This is a genomic window from Streptomyces sp. NPDC098101, assembly GCF_044760185.1.
GTDB lineage: Bacteria > Actinomycetota > Actinomycetes > Streptomycetales > Streptomycetaceae > Streptomyces.
Window position 1 is genome coordinate 150,963 of the sequence record NZ_JBIWAS010000005.1, and the last position, 21,198, is coordinate 172,160.

The 21,198-nt window shown below is 73.7% G+C and carries 18 protein-coding genes; 12 read left to right on the forward strand and 6 right to left on the reverse strand.

Annotation, left to right across the window (positions count from 1 at the left end; all coding sequences use genetic code 11):
- Positions 1-9: 9 nt before the first annotated feature.
- Genes ACIQVI_RS23550 through ACIQVI_RS23560 form a run of 3 tightly spaced genes read left to right on the forward strand, consistent with a single transcriptional unit; the run spans position 10 to position 2,797 of the window.
- The gene (locus tag ACIQVI_RS23550; RefSeq protein ID WP_403599025.1) at positions 10-843 is read left to right on the forward strand and encodes a DUF5819 family protein; all 834 of its coding nucleotides are present in this window, start codon (positions 10-12) and stop codon (positions 841-843) included.
- Complete coding sequence (locus ACIQVI_RS23555; RefSeq protein ID WP_403599028.1) at positions 840-2,105, forward strand: HTTM domain-containing protein; 1,266 nt, start codon at positions 840-842, stop codon at positions 2,103-2,105. The genes ACIQVI_RS23550 and ACIQVI_RS23555 overlap by 4 nt, the downstream gene beginning before the upstream one ends.
- Positions 2,102-2,797, forward strand: a complete 696-nt coding sequence (locus tag ACIQVI_RS23560; protein ID WP_403599031.1) for a TrmH family RNA methyltransferase — start codon at positions 2,102-2,104, stop codon at positions 2,795-2,797. The genes ACIQVI_RS23555 and ACIQVI_RS23560 overlap by 4 nt, the downstream gene beginning before the upstream one ends.
- 39 nt (positions 2,798-2,836) lie before the next feature.
- Here the strand turns inward: ACIQVI_RS23560 and paaN are convergent, their stop codons facing one another.
- Positions 2,837-4,534: a phenylacetic acid degradation protein PaaN gene (paaN, locus tag ACIQVI_RS23565; RefSeq protein ID WP_403599034.1), complete on the reverse strand. Its 1,698-nt coding sequence runs from the start codon at positions 4,532-4,534 to the stop codon at positions 2,837-2,839.
- 124 nt (positions 4,535-4,658) lie between these two features.
- On the opposite strand from paaN, the gene ACIQVI_RS23570 reads away from it, so the two are divergent.
- Together ACIQVI_RS23570 and ACIQVI_RS23575 are read left to right on the forward strand one after the other, a co-directional pair.
- The gene (locus ACIQVI_RS23570; protein ID WP_403599039.1) at positions 4,659-6,302 is read left to right on the forward strand and encodes a 3-hydroxyacyl-CoA dehydrogenase; all 1,644 of its coding nucleotides are present in this window, start codon (positions 4,659-4,661) and stop codon (positions 6,300-6,302) included.
- Positions 6,299-6,892, forward strand: coding sequence for a TetR/AcrR family transcriptional regulator (locus tag ACIQVI_RS23575; protein WP_351968819.1), 594 nt, complete (start codon positions 6,299-6,301; stop codon positions 6,890-6,892). The genes ACIQVI_RS23570 and ACIQVI_RS23575 overlap by 4 nt, the downstream gene beginning before the upstream one ends.
- Positions 6,893-6,921: 29 nt before the next feature.
- Here ACIQVI_RS23575 and ACIQVI_RS23580 read toward each other — a convergent pair whose 3' ends face one another.
- Complete coding sequence (locus ACIQVI_RS23580) at positions 6,922-7,431, reverse strand: Lrp/AsnC family transcriptional regulator (RefSeq protein WP_121830109.1); 510 nt, start codon at positions 7,429-7,431, stop codon at positions 6,922-6,924.
- A gap of 192 nt (positions 7,432-7,623) precedes the next feature.
- Here ACIQVI_RS23580 and pdhA point away from each other — a divergent pair, with 192 nt between their 5' ends.
- From pdhA to ACIQVI_RS23615, 7 genes are all read left to right on the forward strand, one after another.
- Positions 7,624-8,781, forward strand: coding sequence for a pyruvate dehydrogenase (acetyl-transferring) E1 component subunit alpha (gene pdhA, locus ACIQVI_RS23585; RefSeq protein ID WP_403599772.1), 1,158 nt, complete (start codon positions 7,624-7,626; stop codon positions 8,779-8,781).
- Complete coding sequence (locus tag ACIQVI_RS23590) at positions 8,781-9,827, forward strand: alpha-ketoacid dehydrogenase subunit beta (protein ID WP_403599042.1); 1,047 nt, start codon at positions 8,781-8,783, stop codon at positions 9,825-9,827. The genes pdhA and ACIQVI_RS23590 overlap by 1 nt, the downstream gene beginning before the upstream one ends.
- Positions 9,827-11,185, forward strand: coding sequence for a dihydrolipoamide acetyltransferase family protein (locus ACIQVI_RS23595; RefSeq protein WP_403599045.1), 1,359 nt, complete (start codon positions 9,827-9,829; stop codon positions 11,183-11,185). Before ACIQVI_RS23590 ends, ACIQVI_RS23595 begins: the two co-directional genes overlap by 1 nt.
- Positions 11,186-11,266: 81 nt before the next feature.
- Positions 11,267-12,118: an NTP transferase domain-containing protein gene (locus ACIQVI_RS23600; protein WP_351968822.1), complete on the forward strand. Its 852-nt coding sequence runs from the start codon at positions 11,267-11,269 to the stop codon at positions 12,116-12,118.
- A gap of 170 nt (positions 12,119-12,288) precedes the next feature.
- Positions 12,289-13,752 (forward strand): molybdopterin molybdotransferase MoeA, encoded by a 1,464-nt coding sequence (locus ACIQVI_RS23605; protein ID WP_403599049.1) that lies wholly within the window; start codon positions 12,289-12,291, stop codon positions 13,750-13,752.
- A gap of 20 nt (positions 13,753-13,772) precedes the next feature.
- Positions 13,773-14,834, forward strand: a complete 1,062-nt coding sequence (locus tag ACIQVI_RS23610) for a potassium channel family protein (protein ID WP_403599775.1) — start codon at positions 13,773-13,775, stop codon at positions 14,832-14,834.
- Between the two features lie 116 nt (positions 14,835-14,950).
- Entirely contained in the window at positions 14,951-15,937 is a 987-nt protein-coding gene (locus tag ACIQVI_RS23615) for an NAD(P)H-quinone oxidoreductase (protein WP_403599052.1), read from the forward strand.
- A gap of 64 nt (positions 15,938-16,001) precedes the next feature.
- Here the strand turns inward: ACIQVI_RS23615 and ACIQVI_RS23620 are convergent, their stop codons facing one another.
- From ACIQVI_RS23620 to ACIQVI_RS23635, 4 genes are all read right to left on the reverse strand, one after another.
- Positions 16,002-16,547, reverse strand: a complete 546-nt coding sequence (locus ACIQVI_RS23620) for a bacterial proteasome activator family protein (RefSeq protein ID WP_351968826.1) — start codon at positions 16,545-16,547, stop codon at positions 16,002-16,004.
- A gap of 97 nt (positions 16,548-16,644) precedes the next feature.
- On the reverse strand, positions 16,645-19,509 hold the full coding sequence (locus ACIQVI_RS23625; protein WP_403599055.1) for an ABC transporter permease: 2,865 nt from the start codon (positions 19,507-19,509) through the stop codon (positions 16,645-16,647).
- The gene (locus ACIQVI_RS23630; protein ID WP_351968828.1) at positions 19,506-20,240 is read right to left on the reverse strand and encodes an ABC transporter ATP-binding protein; all 735 of its coding nucleotides are present in this window, start codon (positions 20,238-20,240) and stop codon (positions 19,506-19,508) included. Before ACIQVI_RS23630 ends, ACIQVI_RS23625 begins: the two co-directional genes overlap by 4 nt.
- 248 nt (positions 20,241-20,488) lie before the next feature.
- The gene (locus ACIQVI_RS23635; protein WP_403599058.1) at positions 20,489-21,136 is read right to left on the reverse strand and encodes a PadR family transcriptional regulator; all 648 of its coding nucleotides are present in this window, start codon (positions 21,134-21,136) and stop codon (positions 20,489-20,491) included.
- Positions 21,137-21,198 lie beyond the last annotated feature (62 nt).

Below are 21,198 nucleotides of genomic sequence, written 5' to 3' on the forward strand. Positions count from 1 at the left end.
CGGGGCGGGATGGACGCGTACGTCGAAAAGGACGCGGTCGAGGTGAGCGGCGACCGGCGGACACCCCCGGAGGAGCCGCCCCCCGCCCCCCTGGACCCCGCGTCCTCGCGGACCGCCGGGGAGCCCGGCACGACCGGCGGGACGGGGACGCCCGGCACGACCGGGGCGGGCACCGGGATCATGGCCCTGTCCCTGCCGTACCAGGTCGTCGTCGCCGTCGCGCTCGCCGTCACCGGCGTCTTCGCCTGCGTCCACCTGGCGATGGTCTTCCTGCACGTGGCGCCGTCCAACACGCTGACCAAGCAGAACGGCCGGGCCGTGGACGACTGGATCTACCCCGAGTTCGAGCAGAACTGGAAGCTCTTCGCACCCAACCCGCTCCAGCAGAACGTCTCCGTCGAGGTCCGCGCCGAGGTCACCGCCCCCGACGGCACCCGCCGGACCACCGGCTGGATCGACCTCACCGCCCAGGACACCGAGGCGATCCGCCACAACCCGATGCCGAGCCACACCCAGCAGAACCAGCTCCGCAGGGCCCTGGACTTCTACTCCAACACGCACTCCGACGACCACCGCTCCAACGGGCCGCGCGGCCGCCTCTCGGAGCAGTACATGCGCCGGATCGCGGTGCAGCGGCTCGACGCCCTCCCGGCCCTCGCGGACTCCGAGGTGCGGCGCATCCAGCTCCGCTCCGTCACCCGGCGCGTCCCCGCGCCGGCGTGGAGCACCGAGAAGTCGAAGCCCTCCCCCTCCTCCCGCGACTTCCCGTGGTGGCGGATCACCGACGCCGACCGGTCCACCGACGCCGGCGCCGACCGGAACCGTACGGAGGAGGCCCGATGAGCGCCCCGACGCCGACGCCGACGCCCGTGTCCACCGCCACGCCCGCGCGTGCCCGCGAGCCCTTCGACCGACGGCTCGCCCGTGCCGTCCAGACCGTCACCGGCCGCTCCCTCGGCCCGTACCAGACCGCGATCGTCCGGATCGGCTTCTCGCTGACCTGGCTGGTCTTCCTGCTGCGCGAGCTGCCCCACCGGCACCAGCTGTACGGCCTCGACAGCCCCTGGTCCTGGGGGATGGCAGAGCGGCTGATCTCCGACAACCGGGCCTTCACCGTGCTCATGTGGTCGGACGGCCGGATCTGGTTCGAGCTCGTCTACGGACTCGCGTTGCTCTCCGCCGCCCTCCTCCTGGTGGGCTGGCGCACCCGGGCCGTCTCCGTGGTCTTCATGGCCGGGGTCCTCTCGCTGCAGAACCGCGCCGTCTTCGTGGGCGACGGCGGCGACAACGTCCTCCACCTCGCCGCGCTCTACCTCGTCCTGACCCGCTGCTCGCAGGTGTGGTCCCTCGACGCCCGGAGGGCGGCCCGAGAGGACCGCGCCGCCCGCGCCGGGGAGCCCCCGCGCCGCGACCTCACCGGGCCGCTGCTGTGGATCGTGCTCGGCGGCTTCCTCATGGCCGCCACCTGGTTCTCCGACGTCAGCGGCGAGTGGTGGATGCCGGTGCTGCTGTGGGTGCTCTGGCTGGGGAACGCGCTGTGGTGGCTGGTCTCCCGGTACGCCCCGGGGGAGCCCCGCACCCTGCTCGACGCCCTCGCCCACCTCGCGCACAACGCCGCCCTGCTGGTGCTCATGGCGGAGGTCTGCCTGATCTACGCCACGGCCGGCTGGTACAAGATCCAGGGCTCCCGCTGGCAGGACGGCACCGCGCTGTTCTACCCGCTCCACCTCGACTACTTCACGCCCTGGCCCGCCCTCTCCGAGCTGCTCGCCGCCAGCGGGATCATGGTCATGGTGCTGACCTACGGCACGGTGATCGTGCAGGTCGCCTTCCCCTTCACGCTCTTCAACCGCAAGGTCAAGAACGTCCTCCTCGTCGCGATGATGCTGGAGCACGCCGGGATCGCCCTGCTCCTCGGCCTGCCGGTCTTCTCGCTGGCGATGATCTCCGCCGACGCGGTGTTCCTGCCGACGGTCTTCCTGGTGGCCCTCGGCGCCCGGGCGACCCGGGTCCGCGACCGGCTGCTGCGGCGGACACCGGACGGGAAGCTGCCCGAGCAGCGCCGTACGGACGAGGAGCACGGCCCCCGTACCCTCGTCGGGTGAGCACCACCGAAGAGACGCCCGGGACCGGGCCGGAGACCGCCGGACCCGACCCGGAGCCGGTCCAGTACGACGAGGGGTACGGCCCCGAGGTCGGCGTCGGGCCGCACCCGGAGCCGTGGCCCGAGGACGAGCGGTACGACCCCGAGCTGCTCGCCGGGGGCGACCGGCGCAACGTCGTCGACCGCTACCGGTACTGGACGCGCGAGGCGGTCGTCGCCGACCTGGACACCCGGCGCCACGACTTCCACGTGGCGGTGGAGAACTGGGGCCACGACTTCAACATCGGCTCGGTGGTACGGACCGCCAACGCCTTCCTGGCCAAGGAGGTCCACATCGTGGGCCGACGGCGCTGGAACCGGCGCGGCGCCATGGTCACCGACCGCTACCAGCACGTCCGCCACCACCCGGACACCGAGTCGCTGACCTCGTGGGCGGCGGCCGAGGGCCTGCCCGTCATCGGCATCGACAACCTGCCCGGCGCCGTGCCCCTCGAACGGACCGTGCTCCCCCGCCGCTGCGTCCTGCTCTTCGGGCAGGAGGGCCCCGGGCTCACCGAGGAGGCCCGCGCCCACGTGGAGCGGGTCTGCTCGATCGCCCAGTTCGGCTCCACCCGGTCGATCAACGCGGGGGCGGCCGCCGCCATCGCCATGCACGCGTGGATCCAGCGGTACGCGGAGATCGACACCCCTTAGGACGGCGGGGCCCGGCCGGGCCCCGCCGCACGCGGGAGGTCAGGCCTGGCGGCGGACCTCCACCACCCGGAAGCGGTTGGAGACGAAGGCTCCGTCGCACAGGGCGGCGTTCGCCGCCGGGTTCCCGCCGGAGCCGTGGAAGTCGGAGAACGCGGCCGTCTGGTTCACGTACACCCCGCCCGTCAGGTTCAGCGAGAGCTGGGCCGACTCCTCCAGGCAGACCTCCTCCACCGCGCGCTCGACCTCCGCCGAGGTCGTGTACGCGCCGACCGTCATCGCGCCCTTCTCGCGGACCGTGCGCCGCAGCAGCTCCAGGGCGTCGGCGGTGGAGTCCACCGCGACGGCGAAGGAGACCGGGCCGAAGCACTCCGAGAAGTACGCCTCCCGGGCCTCCGGCTTGTCGCCGTCCAGCTTCACGATCACCGGGGTGCGGACCACGGCGTCGGGGAAGTCCGGGTTGACCACCTGGCGGGAGGCCAGCGCCACCTCGCCGAGGTCGGCGGCGGCCTCCAGGCGCGCCTTCACGTCCGGGTTGACCAGGGCGCCCAGCAGGCCGTTGGCCCGGGCGTCGTCGCCGAGCAGGCCGCCGACCGCCGCCGCCAGGTCGGCCGTGACCTCGTCGTACGACCTGGGGCCCTGGTCGGTGGCGATGCCGTCGCGGGGGATCAGCAGGTTCTGCGGGGTGGTGCACATCTGGCCGCTGTAGAGGGACAGCGAGAAGGCCAGGTTGCCGAGCATCCCCTTGTAGTCGTCGGTGGAGTCCACCACGACCGTGTTGACCCCGGCCTTCTCGGTGTAGACCTGGGCCTGGCGGGCGTTGGCCTCCAGCCAGTCGCCGAAGGCGGTCGAGCCGGTGTAGTCGATGATCCGGACCTCGGGGCGCACGGCCAGGGTCTTCGCGATGCCCTCGCCGGGACGCTCGACGGCGAGCGCCACCAGGTTCGGGTCGAAGCCCGTCTCGGCGAGCACCTCGCGGGCGATCCGGACGGTGAGCGCGAGCGGCAGGACCGCGCGCGGGTGGGGCTTGACCAGCACCGGGTTGCCGGTGGCGAGGGAGGCGAACAGGCCCGGGTAGCCGTTCCAGGTGGGGAAGGTGTTGCAGCCGATCACCAGGGCGACGCCCCGGCCGACCGGGGTGAACTCCTTGCTCAGCTCCAGGGGGTCGCGCTTGCCCTGGGGCTTGGACCAGGCGGCCCGCCCGGCGGGGGTGCGGGTCTGCTCCGCGTACGCGTACGCCACGGCCTCCAGGCCGCGGTCCTGGGCGTGCGGGCCACCGGCCTGGAACGCCATCATGAACGCCTGGCCGCTGGTGTGCATGACGGCGTGGGCGAACTCGTGGGTGCGGGCGGAGATCCGGGCGAGGATCTCCAGGCAGACCAGGGCGCGCGTCTCGGCCCCGGCGTCCCGCCAGGCGCCCACTCCCGCGCGCATGGCGGGCAGCAGGACGTCGATGTCCGCGTGCGGGTACTCGACGCCGAGCTCCGGCCCGTACGGCGAGACCTCGCCGCCGGTCCAGCCGTCCGTGCCGGGCTGGTCCAGCTCGAAGCGGCCGTTCAGCAGGGACTGGTACGCGGCGAGGCCGGCCGCCGCGTCGAGCGAGCCGTCCGCCCCGTACGCCTTCGGGTGCTCGGGGTGCGGCGACCAGTAGGCACGGGTGCGGATGGTGTCGAGCGCCTGGTCGAGCGTGGACCGGTGCTTCTCGGCCAGACGGTCGGTGGTCGGCTGAGCGGTGGCCATGGATGGACCAACTCCTCGTCGAGCTGGGCAGGGAGACACGTACGGAGTTAGAGTAACCGAACGATCGGTCGGGACAAGGGGGCCCGGCGATCCTGTGGAAAACCCATCGGGGAGGATCACTCCCATGAGTGCCGACGTGACCGTCAGGGGGAGCGACGACGTGACCGCCAACGAGGCCGCCGCCGTGGAGCAGGAACGCGTTGAAGCCGTGGAGACGGACCGGACGGGGGCCGTGGAGCCGGACCCGGCCGGAGCCGCGGAACCCGTCGGGCGGGACCGCGTCGTCGCCGTCGTCGGCACCGGGACCATGGGGCAGGGCATCGCCCAGGTCGCGCTGGTCGCCGGCCACCCCGTGCGCCTCTACGACAGCGCCCCCGGCCGGGCGCGGGAGGCCGTGGCCGCCCTCGCCGCCCGTCTCGACCGGCTCGTGGAGAAGGGCCGCCTGGACGCCGACGCGCGCGAGGCGGCCGTCGGACGGCTGCACGCGGCCGAGGAGCTCGCCGAGCTCGCGGACGCGGCCCTCGTCGTCGAGGCGATCGTCGAGGACCTGGCGGTCAAGCGGCGGCTCTTCGCCGACCTGGAGGAGGTCGTCGGCGACGACGCCGTCCTCGCCACCAACACCTCGTCGCTCTCCGTCACCGCGATCGCCGGGGGCCTGCGGCTGCCCGGCCGGTTCGTCGGACTGCACTTCTTCAACCCGGCGCCGCTGCTCCCGCTCGTCGAGGTCGTCAGCGGCTTCGCCACCGACCCGGACGTCGCCACGCGCGCGTACGGGACGGTGAAGGGCTGGGGCAAGACGCCGGTGCGCTGCGCGGACACCCCCGGCTTCATCGTGAACCGGGTCGCGCGCCCCTTCTACGCCGAGGCGCTGCGGGTGTACGAGGAGGGCGGGGCCGACCCGGCCACCATCGACGCCGCCCTGCGCGAGAGCGGCGGCTTCCGCATGGGCCCGTTCGAGCTGACCGACCTGATCGGCCAGGACGTGAACGAGGCCGTCACCCGATCCGTCTGGGACTCCTTCCACCAGGACCCCAAGTTCACCCCGTCGCTCGCGCAGCGCCGGCTCGTCGAGTCCGGCCGCCTCGGCCGCAAGACGGGCCACGGCTGGTTCTCGTACGCGGAGGGCGCCGAGCGTCCCGAGCCGCACACGGCCCCGCCGGCGAAGGCACCGGAGAAGATCACCGTCCGGGGCGATCTGGGACCCGCCGAGCCGCTGGTGGGGCTCTTCGGGGAGGCCGGGATCAAGGTCCGGCGCAAGGGCGGCAACGGATACGTCCAGCTGCCCGGCGGCGCCGAGCTCAGCCTGGCCGACGGCGAGACCGCCTTCGAGTACTACAACGAGGAGATCGTCTACTTCGACCTCGCGCTGGACTACGCGCGCGCGTCCCGGATCGTGCTGTCGACCGGCGAGCACACCTCGCCCGAGTCCCTCGCCGAGGCCGTCGGCCTCTTCCAGGCCCTCGGCAAGCAGGTGTCCGTCATCGGCGACGTACCCGGCATGATCGTCGCCCGTACGGTCGCGATGCTGGCCGACCTCGCGGCCGACGCGGTCGACCGGGGGGTCGCCACCGCCGAGGACGTCGACACGGCGATGCGGCTCGGCGTGAACTATCCGCTGGGGCCGCTGGAGTGGGCGGAGAAAGTGGGCCACGCGCGCGTACGGGGGCTGCTCCTGTCGCTGCACGAGCGCTACCCGACGGGCCGGTACGCGCCGAGCCTGGGCACCGCCCGCCGGGGATACGCCGAGGAAGGACGGGACGCGCGATGACCACGGCGAAGCGCGACACGTACACCCCCGAGACGCTGCTCTCGGTCGCGGTGCGGGTCTTCAACGAGCGCGGTTACGACGGCACCTCCATGGAGCACCTGTCCAAGGCGGCGGGCATCTCCAAGTCGTCGATCTACCACCACGTGTCCGGCAAGGAGGAGCTGCTCCGGCGGGCGGTCAGCCGGGCGCTCGACGGGCTCTTCGCGGTCCTCGACGAGCCGGGAGCCGGGCGGGGCCGGGCCGTCGAGCGGGTCGAGTACGTCACGCGCCGCACCGTCGAGGTGCTGGTCGAGGAGCTGCCGTACGTGACGCTGCTCCTGCGGGTGCGCGGCAACACGGCCACCGAGCGGTGGGCGATGGAGCGGCGCCGCGAGTTCGACCACCGGGTGGCCGACCTGCTGAAGGCGGCCGTCGCCGAGGGCGACCTGCGGGCCGACGTGGACATCCGGCTCGCGACCCGGCTGCTCTTCGGCATGATCAACTCGCTGGTGGAGTGGTACCGGCCGCATCCGGACACGGCGGCGGAGCGGCGGCGGATCGCCGAGACCGTCGTCCACCTGGCCTTCGACGGGCTGCGGACGGCCCGCTGACGACCTCGGCGGGCCCGGCCCGGGCCGTCTCAGTGGTCCGGGTCGAGGTCCGTCTCCTCGAAGACCAGCAGGGTCCGGGTGGAGAGCACCTCCGGGATCGACTGGAGCTTGGTCAGCACCAGCTCGCGCAGGGTCCGGTTGTCCGGGGTGTGCACCAGGAGCAGTACGTCGAAATCGCCGCTGACCAGCGCGATGTGCGCGGCCCCGGGCAGGGCCTGGAGCTGCTCGCGCACGGTCCGCCAGGAGTTCTGGACGATCTTGAGCGTGATGTACGCGGAGGCGCCGTGGCCCGCCCGCTCGTGGTTCACGCGCGCGCTGAAGCCGCGGATCACCCCGTCGTCGATGAGCCGGTTGATCCGCGCGTAGGCGTTGGCCCGGGAGACGTGCACCCGCTCGGCCACGGAGCGGATCGAGGCGCGGCCGTCCGTTTGGAGTATGCGCAGGATGTCGCGGTCGATGGCGTCCAGCGGGCGCGCGGGCGGGCCCGGCAGCGCCGCGTCGGGAGCCGGTGACACGACCTGCTCCCATTCGTCGGCCATTTGTTCATCCGCCATGTGCCCCCGCCTTCCTCCGGTGGACGACCTGTTCCCATCCCAGGCTGTGGAGAACCGTTTGTCCACAGGCTGGAGGTGCCTATAGCCAAAATGCCTCCACGACCGAACAATCGGTAGGTGAGGCGCACCACACTCGCGCCGCCCGCCTTCGGGCTGTATGCCCGCTCCCACGAGGAGGTGGACTCGTTGCGACAGCGCAGTTCGACAGTCCAAGAGCCGCCCGGTGCCGCCCACGCCCACCGGACCACCCCGCCGACGTGGCGGCCGCGCACCGACCCCGCGCCGCTGCTGCCCGACGCCGAGCCGCTGCGCGTGCTCGGCACGGACGCCGTGGCCGACGCCGATCCCGCGCTGTTGCTGAGGCTCTACGCGGAGCTGGTCCGCGGCCGCCGGTACAACACGCAGGCCACCGCCCTCACCAAGCAGGGCCGGCTCGCCGTGTACCCGTCCACCACCGGCCAGGAGGCGTGCGAGATCGCCGCCGCGGCCGTCCTGGAGGACCGGGACTGGCTCTTCCCCTCGTACCGCGACACCCTGGCGGCGGTGGCCCGCGGCCTCGACCCCGTCCAGGCCCTGACCCTGCTGCGCGGCGACTGGCACACCGGCTACGACCCGCGCGAGCACCGGATCGCCCCGCTCTGCACCCCCCTGGCCACCCAGCTCCCGCACGCCGTGGGCCTCGCCCACGCCGCCCGCCTCAAGGGCGACGGCGTCGTCGCCCTCGCCATGGTCGGCGACGGCGGCACCAGCGAGGGCGACTTCCACGAGGCGCTGAACTTCGCGGCCGTCTGGCAGGCCCCCGTGGTCTTCCTCGTCCAGAACAACGGCTTCGCGATCTCCGTTCCCCTCGCCAAGCAGACCGCCGCCCCCTCCCTCGCCCACAAGGCTGTCGGATACGGGATGCCGGGCCGGCTCGTCGACGGAAACGACGTGGTCGCCGTCCACCAGGTCCTCACCGAGGCCGTGGCACGCGCGCGGCGCGGCGGCGGACCGACCCTCGTCGAGGCCGTCACCTACCGGATCGACGCCCACACCAACGCCGACGACGCCACCCGCTACCGCGAGGCCGACGAGGTCGAGACCTGGCGGGCGCACGACCCCGTCCTGATCCTCGAACGGGAACTGACCGGGCGCGGCCTGCTCGACGAGGACGGCAGGCGCGCCGCCGCCGAGGCCGCCGAGACGATGGCCGCCGACCTGCGCGAACGGATGAACGCCGACCCGGTGCTCGACCCGATGGACCTGTTCGCCCACGTGTACGCGGAGCAGACCGCGCAGCTGCGCGAACAGGCGGCGCAGCTGCGCGCCGAGCTCGAAGCCGAGGGTGAGGCGTGATGACGACCGCGACGACCGGACCCAAGGCGGCCGGGACCGGCGGCAGGGCCGGGAAGGCCAAGCCCGCCACGATGGCGCAGGCGCTCCAGCGCGCCATGCGCGACGCCATGGCCGAGGACCCGACCGTCCACGTGATGGGCGAGGACGTCGGCACCCTCGGCGGGGTCTTCCGGGTCACCGACGGGCTCGCGAAGGAGTTCGGCGAGGACCGCTGCACGGACACCCCGCTGGCCGAGGCCGGCATCCTCGGCGCGGCCGTCGGCATGGCCATGTACGGCCTGCGGCCGGTCGTCGAGATGCAGTTCGACGCCTTCGCCTACCCGGCGTTCGAGCAGCTGATCTCCCACGTGGCGAAGATGCGCAACCGCACGCGCGGCGCGATGCCGATGCCGATTGTCATCCGCGTCCCGTACGGCGGCGGGATCGGCGGCGTCGAGCACCACAGCGACTCCTCCGAGGCCTACTACACGGCCACCCCGGGCCTGCACGTCGTCACCCCGGCCACCGTCGAGGACGCCTACGGCCTGCTGCGCGCGGCCATCGCCTCCGACGACCCGGTGGTCTTCCTGGAGCCCAAGCGGCTCTACTGGTCCAAGTCCGACTGGTCCCCCGAGGCCCCCGCGGCCGTCGAGCCGATCGGCAGGGCCGTCGTGCGGCGCCGGGGCACCGGCGCCACCCTGCTCACCTACGGCCCCTCGCTTCCGGTCTGCCTGGAGGCCGCCGAGGCCGCGCAGGCGGAGGGCTGGGACCTCGAAGTCGTCGACCTGCGCTCGCTCGTGCCGTTCGACGACGAGACCGTCTGCGCCTCGGTGCGGCGCACCGGACGCGCGGTCGTGGTCCACGAGTCGACCGGCTTCGGCGGTCCCGGCGCGGAGATCGCCGCCCGGGTGACCGAGCGCTGCTTCCACCACCTGGAGGCGCCGGTGCTGCGGGTCGCGGGCTTCGACATCCCGTACCCGCCGCCGATGCTGGAGCGCCACCACCTGCCCGGCGTGGACCGGGTCCTGGACGCGGTGGCCCGGCTCCAGTGGGAGGCGGACAACTGATGGCCCAGGTCCTCGAATTCAAGCTGCCCGACCTCGGCGAGGGACTCACCGAGGCCGAGATCGTGCGCTGGCTGGTCGCCGTCGGCGACGTCGTCGCCGTCGACCAGCCGGTCGTCGAGGTCGAGACGGCCAAGGCCATGGTCGAGGTGCCCTGCCCGTACGGCGGCGTCGTCACCGCCCGGTACGGCGAGGAGGGCACCGAACTGCCCGTCGGGGCACCGCTCCTGACGGTCGCCGTGGGCGGTACGGGAGAGGCGGAGCCGGTGGCTGTCGCGGCGGAAGCCGCCGGAGCCGCCGCCGGGGCGGACGCGTCCCCGGAGTCCGCCGTGTCTTCCGAGTATTCCGGCAACGTCCTCGTCGGGTACGGCACTGCCGGGCCCGCCGCCCGGCGCCGCCGGGTGCGGCAGACGGGTCCGGCCGCGACCCCCGCGCCCGTGCCCGCGCCTGTCCCCACCCACCAGAGGCCCGTGCCCGTCATCTCGCCGCTCGTCCGGAAGCTGGCCAGGGACGGGGGGCTCGATCTGCGGCAGGTGCGCGGGTCGGGGCCCGAGGGCCTGATCCTGCGGGCCGACGTGGAGCTGGCCCTCGCGACGGACCGGGGCCCGCAGGATGCCTATCCGGCGCCCGCCCCCGTCGCCCCTGCCGTTCCCCCCACCTCCCTCACGTCGGCGGGCGAGCGGGTTCCGCTGCGCGGAGTTCGTGGCGCGGTGGCGGACAAGCTGTCCCGCAGCCGTACGGAGATCCCGGACGCGACCTGCTGGGTCGACGCCGACGCGACCGAGCTGATGGCCGCGCGGGCGGCGATGAACGCGGCGGGCGGGCCGAAGATCTCGCTGCTCGCGCTCCTCGCCCGGATCTGCGTCCACGCCCTGGCCCGGTTCCCCGAGCTCAACTCCACGGTCGACACCGCCGCCCGGGAGATCGTCCGGCTGCCGGACGTGCACCTCGGGTTCGCCGCCCAGACCCCGCGCGGCCTGGTCGTCCCCGTGGTCAGGAACGCGGGGACGCGGACGGCCGAGTCGCTGACGGAGGAGTTCGGGCGCCTGACCGAGGCCGCCCGGCAGTCCGCGCTCACCCCGGCCGATCTGACGGGGGGCACGTTCACCCTCAACAACTACGGGGTGTTCGGGGTCGACGGCTCCACGCCGATCATCAACCACCCCGAGGCCGCCATGCTCGGCGTCGGCCGGATCATCCCCAAGCCCTGGGTGCACCGAGGCGAACTGGCGGTGCGTCAGGTGGTGCAGCTCTCGTTCACCTTCGACCACCGCGTCTGCGACGGCGGCACGGCGGGCGGCTTCCTGCGGTACGTGGCGGACTGCGTCGAACAGCCGGCGGTCCTGCTCCGCACGGTCTGACGACACCCGCCGCCGCCCGGCCCGTCTCTCCCCGTGGGACGGGCCGGGCGCCCGCGACCCCCAGCGGCCCATACTGCTGGGGTGACCACCGCATACGACGCCGTCGTGCTCGCCGGGGGCGCCGCCCGGCGCCTGGGCGGCACCGACAAGCCCGGGGTACGGGTCGGGGGCCGGACCCTCCTCGACCGGGTGCTCGCGGCCTGCTCCGGCGCCGGCCGGACCGTGGTCGTCGGATCCCCCCGGCCGACCGGCCGCCCCGTCCGCTGGACCAGGGAGGACCCGCCCGGCGGCGGCCCGGTGGCCGCCCTCGACGCGGGGGCGCGGGAGACGGAAGCCGCCGTCCTGCTCGTGCTCTCCGCCGACCTGCCCTTCCTGGACGGCGGCACCGTCCGGAGCCTCCTCGACGCGCTGGACGAGGACCCCGGCGCCGAGGCCGTGCTCCTCACCGACGCCGAGGGGCGCGACCAGCCGCTCGTCGCCGCGTACCGGACCGGTCCGCTGCGCCGCGCGCTGGACCGGCTCGCGGACGACCACGGCGGTCTCGCCCATCTGCCGCTGCGTCACCTCACGCACGCGCTCCGGCTCGTGCGGCTCCCCGCCGGCCCCCTCGCCTCCTTCGACTGCGACACCTGGGAGGACATCGCCACGGCCCGCGCCCGCATCAGGGAGCATGGGAGCGTGCTGGATGAATGGATCACCGCAGTCAAGGACGAACTGGGCATCGAGCTGGACGTCGACACCGGCGTGCTGCTCGATCTGGCCCGCGACGCCGCCCACAACGTGGCCCGTCCCGCCGCGCCCCTGACCACCTTCCTGGTGGGGTACGCGGCGGCGCGCGCGGGCGAGGGCGGCCCCGAGGCGGTCGCGGAGGCCGCCCGCAAGGCCGCGGCGCTGGCCCTGCGCTGGGAGGCCGAGCAGGACGGGGCCGGATGAGCCTGAAGGAGCCCGTTCCCGTGGCCCCCGGACCCACCGACGGCCCGTCCGGACCCGCTGAGGAGCCCGCCGGGCCCACTGGCGAGTCCGCTGGATCCGGCGGTGGCCTTTCCGGGCCTGCCGCCGAGTCCGCCGGACCCGCCGACGAGGCCTCCGGGCCCGGCGGCGGATTGAAGGCCGGTCATGCGCACCGGGCCACCGGCTGGCCCGAGGCGCGGGCCGCCGCGCGCCGCGCCGGGGTCGCGGCCCGGACCGGTCGGGAGCCGCTGGTGCTCCCGCTGGGGCGGGCGCTCGGGCAGGTCCTGGCGGGGCCGCTGCCGGCCCTCGCCGACCTGCCGTCCTTCGACACCTCCGCCATGGACGGCTGGGCGGTCGCGGGCCCCGGCCCCTGGCGCGTCCGCGAGGAGGCCGCCGTCCTCGCCGGTCACGCCCCGGCCGCCGCGCTGGCCGTAGGAGAGGCGGTACGGATCGCCACCGGCGCCCCCGTGCCGCCCGGGACCACGGCCGTCCTCCGCAGCGAGCACTCCCGTACCGAGCACTCCCGTACGGAACAGGCCCGTACGGAACAGGCCCGTGCCGCAGACCCGTCCGCCGAGCACCTCTCCGCCGAGCGCCTGCCTCCCGAGCAGCCGTCCGCCGAGCACTCGCCCGGCAAGCACTCACCCGCCGAACGACCGGCTCCCGCGCACCCTGGCCGCGTGTCTCACCCCCTGCTCCACGCCCTGCGCGAGGTCGTCGACGGGCAGGACATCCGGCCCCGGGGCCAGGAGTGCCGTTCCGGCGACGAACTGCTGCCCGCCGGTGTCCCCGTGACTCCCGCCGTCCTCGGTCTCGCCGCGGCCGCCGGATACGACGAGCTCCTCGTACGGCCCCGCCCCCGCGTGGAGATCCTGGTCCTCGGCGACGAACTCCTCACGTCCGGGCTCCCCCACGAAGGGCTCATCCGGGACGCCCTCGGGCCGATGCTCGGTCCCTGGCTGGCGGCGCTCGGCGCGGACGTCCTCGCCACCCGCCGGATCGGCGACGACGCCGAAGCGCTGTACGCGGCCGTCACCGGCTCCACCGCCGACCTGGTCGTCACCACCGGGGGCACCGCCGCCGGGCCCGTGGACCACGTCCACCGCGTGCTCGAGAAGGCCGGTGCCACGCTCCTGGTGGACGGGGTGAAGGTGCGGCCGGGGCACCCCATGCTCCTCGCCCGCCTCGGCACCGATCCCGCCCGCCCGCTCCACGTGCGCCACCTCGTCGGCCTTCCCGGCAACCCGCTCGCGGCCGTCTCCGGGCTCCTCACCCTGGCCGCCCCGCTGCTCGCCGCGCTGACGGAGACCGGCACCCCCGAGGAAGACGGGGCCGGATCGGGGCCCCGCACCCCTGTGCCGTACCGTGTGCCCGTTCGGGACGAGGTGCACGGGCACCCCCATGACACACGGCTCGTCCCGGTCGTCCGTCGTGGCGGGTCGGTCGTACCGCTGCGGTACAACGGCCCGGCCATGCTCCGCGGCATTGCCGCCGCGGACGGTCTGGCCGTCGTTCCGCCCGGCGGGGCACGGCCCGGACAGGAACTGGACGTCCTCGATCTTCCCTGGCCGCCGACGGCGGGGGCCGTACCGGCCCAAGGAGCGTGTTTCACGTGAAACTTCCCAGTCGTGACGTGATGGCCCGCCACGCGGAGGAGAAGATCTCCGGCCCGCGGGTCACCCTGCCCCGCCGGGAGGTGGAGGGGCCGCTGCGCCAGGTCGGCAAGCGCCTCCTCATGGCGCTCGGCGTGCTCGTCGTGACGATCTTCCTCGTCTACTTCGACCGCGACGGCTACCACGACAACGCCGACGAGACGCTCGACTTCCTCGACTGCGCCTACTACGCGACCGTGACGCTCTCCACCACCGGATACGGCGACATCGTCCCGTACAGCGACACGGCGCGGCTCGTCAACATCCTGCTGGTCACGCCCCTGCGCGTGCTGTTTCTGATCATCCTGGTCGGCACCACCCTGGAGGTCCTCACCGAGCGGACCCGGGAGGAGTTCCGGCTGAACCGCTGGAGGTCCACCTTGCGCGACCACACCGTCATCGTCGGGTTCGGCACGAAGGGGCGGTCCGCGATCCAGACCCTCTGCGCGACCGGCCTCAGCAAGGAGCAGATCGTCATCGTCGATCCCTCCAGCAAGGTGATCGAGACGGCGAACGCGGACGGTTTCGTCGGCGTCATCGGCGACGCGACCCGCAGCGCCGTGCTGCTCCGCGCCGAGGTGCAGCGGGCCCGGCAGATCGTCATCGCCACCCAGCGCGACGACACGGCCGTCCTGGTCACCCTGACCGCGCGCCAGCTCAACCGGGGCGCGAAGATCGTCGCCGCCGTCCGCGAGGAGGAGAACGCGCCGCTGCTGCGCCAGTCCGGCGCGGACGCGGTCATCACCAGCGCCAGCGCCGCCGGGCGTCTGCTCGGCCTCTCGGTGCTGAGCCCCAGCGCCGGCACGGTGATGGAGGACCTGATCCAGCAGGGCTCCGGCCTCGACCTGGTCGACCGTCCCGTGACCAAGAGCGAGGCGGGCAAGAGCCCCCGGGAGACCGAGGACCTGGTGGTGAGCGTGCTCCGGGGGCACCGCCTGCTCGGGTACGACGACCCCGCGGCCAACCCGCTCCAGCTGACCGACCGGGTGATCACCATCGTGCGCGCCGCGCCGGTGACCCGGCTCTCCACCCCGCCGGAGGACTGAGCCCGCCCCCGGCCGGACCGTCCCTCGGCCGTACCCCACCATCCCCGACCCTGTCTCCGACCCCGCCGCCGGACCGCGCCCGCCCCGGCGGCGGTCGCGGGAGTAGCCTCGCCGCCATGTATGCGATCACGATTCCGGAACCCGGCGGGCCCGAGGCCCTGGTCTGGGCCGAGGTGCCCGATCCCGTACCCGGCGAGGGCGAGGTGCTCGTCGAGGTGGTGGCGAGCGCGGTCAACCGTGCCGACCTGCTCCAGCGCCAGGGCTTCTACGACCCGCCGCCGGGCAGCTCCCCGTACCCCGGCCTGGAGTGTTCGGGCCGGATCGCCGCGCTCGGTCCGGGGGTGGTCGGCTGGAGCGTCGGCGACGAGGTGTGCGCGCTGCTCGCCGGCGGCGGTTACGCGCAGCGGGTCGTGGTCCCGGCCGGGCAGCTCCTGCCGCTGCCGGAGGGCGTCGACGCGGCCACCGCCGCCGCGCTCCCCGAGGTCGCGTGCACCGTCTGGTCCAACGTCTTCATGATCGCCCACCTGCGGCCGGGCGAGACGCTCCTCGTGCACGGCGGCGCGAGCGGCATCGGCACGATGGCGATCCAGCTGGCGAAGGCGATCGGGGCCCGGGTCGCGGTCACCGCCGGAAGCCCCGAGAAGCTGGCGCGCTGCGCCGAGCTGGGCGCGGACGTCCTCATCGACTACCGCGAGCAGGACTTCGTCGAGGAACTGGCCAAGGCGACGGACGGGGCCGGGGCGGACGTCATCCTGGACATCGTCGGCGCCAAGTACCTGGAACGGAACGTGAAGGCGCTTGCCGTGAACGGGCGGCTCGTGATCATCGGCCTCCAGGGCGGGGTGAAGGGCGAACTGAACCTCGGGGCGCTGCTCGCGAAGCGCGGCGCCGTCATGGCGACCACGCTGCGGTCCCGTCCCCCGCAGGAGAAGGCGGCGATCGTCGCCGCCGTCCGGGAGCACGTCTGGCCGCTGGTCGGGGCGGGCACGGTCCGGCCGGTCGTCGACCGCACGGTGCCGCTGCCGGAGGCCGCCGACGCGCACCGGGTGCTGGAGGCCGGCGACCACGTCGGCAAGGTCCTGCTCCTCGCCCCCCGGGACTGACCCGGCACACGTATACGGAGGGGCCCGGCACACACGGTGTGTGCCGGGCCCCTCCGCGTCCGTCCTACAGGTACGGCCCCGAGCGGACCGCGTGGCCCGGGCCGTGGTCGTCGTCATCGTCGTGCCCCGAGCCCGGCGGCAGGGCCCGGCGCATCTGCTCCAACTGGGCGCGGGCCGCCATCTGCTGGGCGAACAGAGCCGTCTGGATGCCGTGGAAGAGGCCCTCCAGCCAGCCCACCAACTGGGCCTGCGCGATGCGCAGTTCCGCCTCGGAGGGGATCGCCTCGTCCGTGAACGGCAGGGAGAGGCGCTCCAGTTCCTCGACCAGCTCGGGCGCGAGCCCGTCCTCCAGCTCCTTCACGGAGCTCGCGTGGATGTCCTTGAGCCTGACCCGGCTGGCCTCGTCGAGAGGTGCCGCGCGTACTTCTTCCAGGAGCTGCTTGATCATGCTGCCGATCCGCATGACCTTCGCAGGCTGCTCGACCATTTCCGTCACCGGGACCTCGCGGGATTCGTCGTCGCCCTGAGTGCCGCCGAGGGCCATCCCGTCCTGTCCCACGATGAGGACCTGGGGGCTCTCCTGCGACCTGTCATTCCTCGGCATCTCCATGCCGCCATTCTCTCGTACACGTGCCTCACCACGGGGTGTGCCCCTGTACGAGGGTGATCCACCCTCGTACAGGGGCACAGATGGGCGACGAAGACCGTCAGGTCGCCGCGCGCCGGGCCAGCGCGCCGCGCGAGCGGGTCACGAGGGCGGCGAGCAGGGCCGCGCCCAGCGGGACGGCGACGAGCAGCAGGCCGAGGGTCTCCCACGGGACGACGATCGGCAGGTCCGGAGGCGCCGTGTCGGTGCCGGTCCAGCCCTCGGTGACGCTCATCTCGTGGTAGCGGAGCTGGTCGCGCTCCTCGGTGAGCCGGAGCCCCACGGCGGGCAGCAGCCCGGCCGCCGAGCCGAGGACCACGCCCATCGCGGCGACGACTCCGCACTGGAAGCCGCTGAGCGTACGGCGGACCCGGGGCGGGGCGCCCACGGCGGCGAGCGTCTTCAGATCGGCCTCGGCGTCGGCCTGGGCGAGCCCGGTGGCGATGCCGGCGGCGCCGATGGTGACGAGGCCCGCGAAGATCGCCAGGGAGAGCAGGACGATCCCGTACTCATTGACGAAACCTTCCTCCACGTGCAGGTCGACGCTGCTGCCGAGCTTGGCGATCTCGCCGTCGAGCTTCTGCCGCTGCTCGCTGTCCACGAGCCGGTCGGTGGCGGCGTACACGCCCAGCGGCACGGTGGAGAGACCGGCGGCCTTGGCCGTGGCCGGGGTGATCAGGGCCTGGAGCCCGTAGGAGTTCTTGTCGCCGGGCACCAGGTAGGCGGGCACGGAGCTGACCTTGCCGGGCACCGGCCGGCCTTCCTCCATGGCCTTGTCGGCGGCGGCGGTGTCGGTGATCTGCTTGAGCCCGACGGTGCCGTTCTTGTCGATCTGGGTGCGGTCGAAGGTGACGACCTTGCCGTCGGCGAGAGCCTTCACGGCCCCGGGGTCGTCGACGCCGAGGACCTGGAGGACCTTGGCGTCACCGACGAGCAGGCCGCCGTCGATGTAGATCCCGCCGTGGAACGACTCCTTGCAGCGCCAGTCGTCGGTGACCAGCTTCCGCCGCTGGTCGGGCGTGAACCTCTCCGAGGGGTCGCCGCCGCCCGGGAGCGACACGTACAGCGGACACTCGTTCGCCGGGGGCACGACGACCTCGAAGCGGCCGCAGCCCGCGTCGTCGCCCCACGGGGAGCAGCCGGGCCTGCCGACCGAGACGCGGTCGACATCGGCGCGCAGCTCGACGGGCAGGTACCGCTGGATGGCCTCGCGGACCGCCGGGACGTCCCGGCCGCCCTCTTCCCGGACGAAGGCGGCGGCGGCGCCGTACGGCAGCCTGGGCTCGTACGAGGCCCTGTTCTCGGCCTCCCTGCTCGCCATGTACGTGGAGACGGCGACCGTTCCCGCGACGGCGGCGAGGACGGCGGCGACGGCCGGAGCCGTACGGCCCCGGTTGCGCACGGCGTCCCGCAGCGCGAGGCGCGGCGAGAGCGGAAGCCAGCGTCCGCTGCGGCCGAACAGGCCCACCAGGGCCGGGGTCATCGCGACGACACCCAGCTCGGCCAGGGCGGAACCGGCCGCCACCACGGCGACCTGCTCGGTGACGAGGGAGCCGAAGAGGGCGACGGACCCGCCGAGCAGGAGGGCCACGAGGCCGATCACCGGCAGGACCCGGCTGCTGCGGCGGACACCGCGCCGGCCGGTGAGCGAGGAGAGGACGCTCTGCCGGGAGGCGGTGACGGCCGGGACGATCGCGGCGAGCAGACCGGTCAGGACCGCGAGCAGCGCGATGACCAGGATTTCGAGCGGCCGGACATCGAAGGCGCCGAACCGCTGGCCCATCGCCTGTTCGAGGAGCGGCTGGAGCGCCAGGGTCAGGACCACGGCGAGCACGGTGCCGACGACGGCCGCCGCGACGCCGATGACCAGACCGCCGCTCAGCACGATCGCCCGGATGTGGCTGCGGGCACCGCCGTTGGCACCGACCAGACCGAGCTGGCGGCGCGAACGCCGGGCGCCGACCGCGAAGGCGGGACCGGCGAGGAGGCAGATCTCCAGCATCGCCAGGCCCACGACGGTCGCGACCGCGGCGAGTTCGGCGGCCCGATCGGCGCTCCCGGCCTCGTAGTTGCCCCAGCCGTCCTTCTGGTAGAGCGGGACGTCGGCGTCGGCGGGCGGGGAGAGCAGCACGGCGCGCGAGGCGACGAGAACGCCCTTGGTGTTGATCTCCTGGACCGTGTTCCACGTGAAACCACCGGGCTTCCGCACCAGGTACGACACGGAGGAGTCCGGGGTCGACAGACCGGCCTTCTCGGCGGCCTTCCCGTACGGGGCGAGGAAGGCGCCGGGGAGCGCGTTGACCTGATCCGTCTTGAGCGAGTCGGGAAGTTCGTAGGAGCCGACGATTCGATACGGACGCTCGAAGTTGCGAGCGGAAAGGGTCGAGCCGATCGACAGACCGCTGGTCTCCAGGAAGTGCGAGGTCGCCATGACCTCGTCGTTCTTCTCCGGGTAACGCCCCTCCAGGAGCGGCATGATGCCCCGGGCGACGGGGTCGGACGCCTTCAGCTCGCGCACCTCGGTCATCAGCAGACCGTGGGACGTGGTCAGCTTCGCCGATCCGACGCGGTCCGTGAGGACGGTGGAGCCCGCCGGGAAGGTCTTGGTGACGTCGGTGGGGCCCGAAGGCCACCGCTCGTCGTCCTCCTTCCTGGCCGGCGCGCTCATCTCCCCGGCCGGGTCCTGGAGGATCGGCACGCCGGCCATGTCGGCGTCCCGGAAGCGGGCGTCGGCCGCGCCGATCGTCCGGTCCAGCTTCTCGGCGGGGGACAGCTCCGCGCTGCGGAAGGTCAGGTCGAAGGCGCTGACGCCCAGGATGGGCAGGGCGATCATCGCGAGGACGAGGGCGCTGCGGCCCTTGGCGCGCCAGGCGTCGCGGCGGGCGATGCGGATCGCGGCCCGCCAGGAGTGGAACCAGGTCTTCACGCTTCCGCCACCCGGCCCGAGAGGAGGGAGTCGGCCTCGCTGCGCACGGTCTGGTCGACGATGGCGCCGTCCCGCAGGAACACGACGCGGTCGGCCCAGGCGGCGAACCGCGGCTCGTGGGTGACGAGGACGCCGGCGGCGCCCGCGTCGCAGCGGGAGCGGAGCAGGGCGAGGACGGACTCGCCGGTCTCGGAGTCGAGGGCGCCGGTCGGCTCGTCGGCGAGGACCAGACGGCGGTCGCCGACCAGGGCGCGGGCGATGGCCACGCGCTGCTGCTGGCCGCCGGACATCTCGTCGGGGAACCGGTCGGCGAGGTGGCCGAGGGACATCTCCTCCAGCGCGGCGAGGGCCTCGACGCGTGCCTTGCGGGCGGAGGTCCCGTCCAGCTCGCGGGGCAGGGCCACGTTCTCGGCGGCGGTGAGGGCCGGGATGAGGTTGTAGTCCTGGAAGACGTAGCCGATGCTGCGGCGGCGCAGGGCCGCGAGCTGCTTGATGCCGACCTTGGTGATGTCGGTGTCCTCGACGATCACCTCGCCCGAGGTGGGGGAGTCCAGGCCGCCCGCGATGGTGAGCAGGGTGGACTTGCCGGATCCCGAGGGGCCCATGACGGCGACGAGCTCACCGGGGTACACGGCGAGGTCGATGCCGCGCAGGGCGTGCACCTCGGTGGCGCCCGAGCCGTGGACCCGGGTCAGGTTCTTCAGTTGCAGCACGGGCTGCTGTGCGGACATGGAAGGGTTCCCCCCTTGGGCGTGCCGGGCGGTCGGCCGGGCACGGAGCGTGCGGTGGAAGGTGGTGCGTCAGAGGTTCGGAGGTGGTGCGGAGGTCGTGCGGAAGCGGTGCGGAGGTACGGGAAGGGGCGCGGCCGGTCGGCCTCCGCGCCCCGGTGCCGGGAGCGGTCGGTCTCCCCGCTCCAGCGCCGGAAGCGGACGGCCGGTGCGTCCCGGTGCCGGGAGCGGTCGGCCTCCGCGCACCGGTGTCACGGACGGGCGGCGTCCGCGCCCGACGGCGCGACGGGAGCCGGGGCGTCCCGCACGGCCGGATCGGCCGGGGCGTCCTGTGCGTCCGGGGCCGACCGCGCGGTCGCCGAGAGGCGGATCAGCCGGGACTCGCAGTGGTCCAGCCAGCGCGCCTCGGCCTCCGTCTGGAAGATCAGCTGCTCCAGGACGAGCAGCCAGGCCACGTCGTCCCGCTCCCGCGCCCCGCCGCTCTCGACGGCCAGGAGCGCCTGGGCCTTGAGCCGGGTGTAGTCCTGCATCGCCCGCACGGTGTGCCGGCGCTGGGACTGGATGACGTCGCGGATGTCGACGCTCGGCGCGCCCACCGCCATGGCGAGCTTGATGGCCAGCTCGTCACGGGCGGGGCTGGTGCGGTCCACCGGCTTCTCGAACCAGGCCCTCAGCTCGGCACGACCGTCGTCGGTGATCGTGTAGAGCGTGTGCCCGGCCCCGTCCTCGCCGCCCTGCCGGACCATGCCGTCGCGCTCCAGGCGACCGAGGGTCGTGTAGACCTGGCCGACGTTGAGCGGCCAGGTGGAGCCGGTGCGGGACTCGAACTCCGTACGGAGCTGAGAGCCGTAGCGCGGGCCGCGTTCGAGGAGGGCGAGGAGCCCGTGGCGGATCGACATACTCAGTATGTATACCGGGTATGCATCGGCGGACAACCGACCTGAGGCGGAAGCGGGAGGTC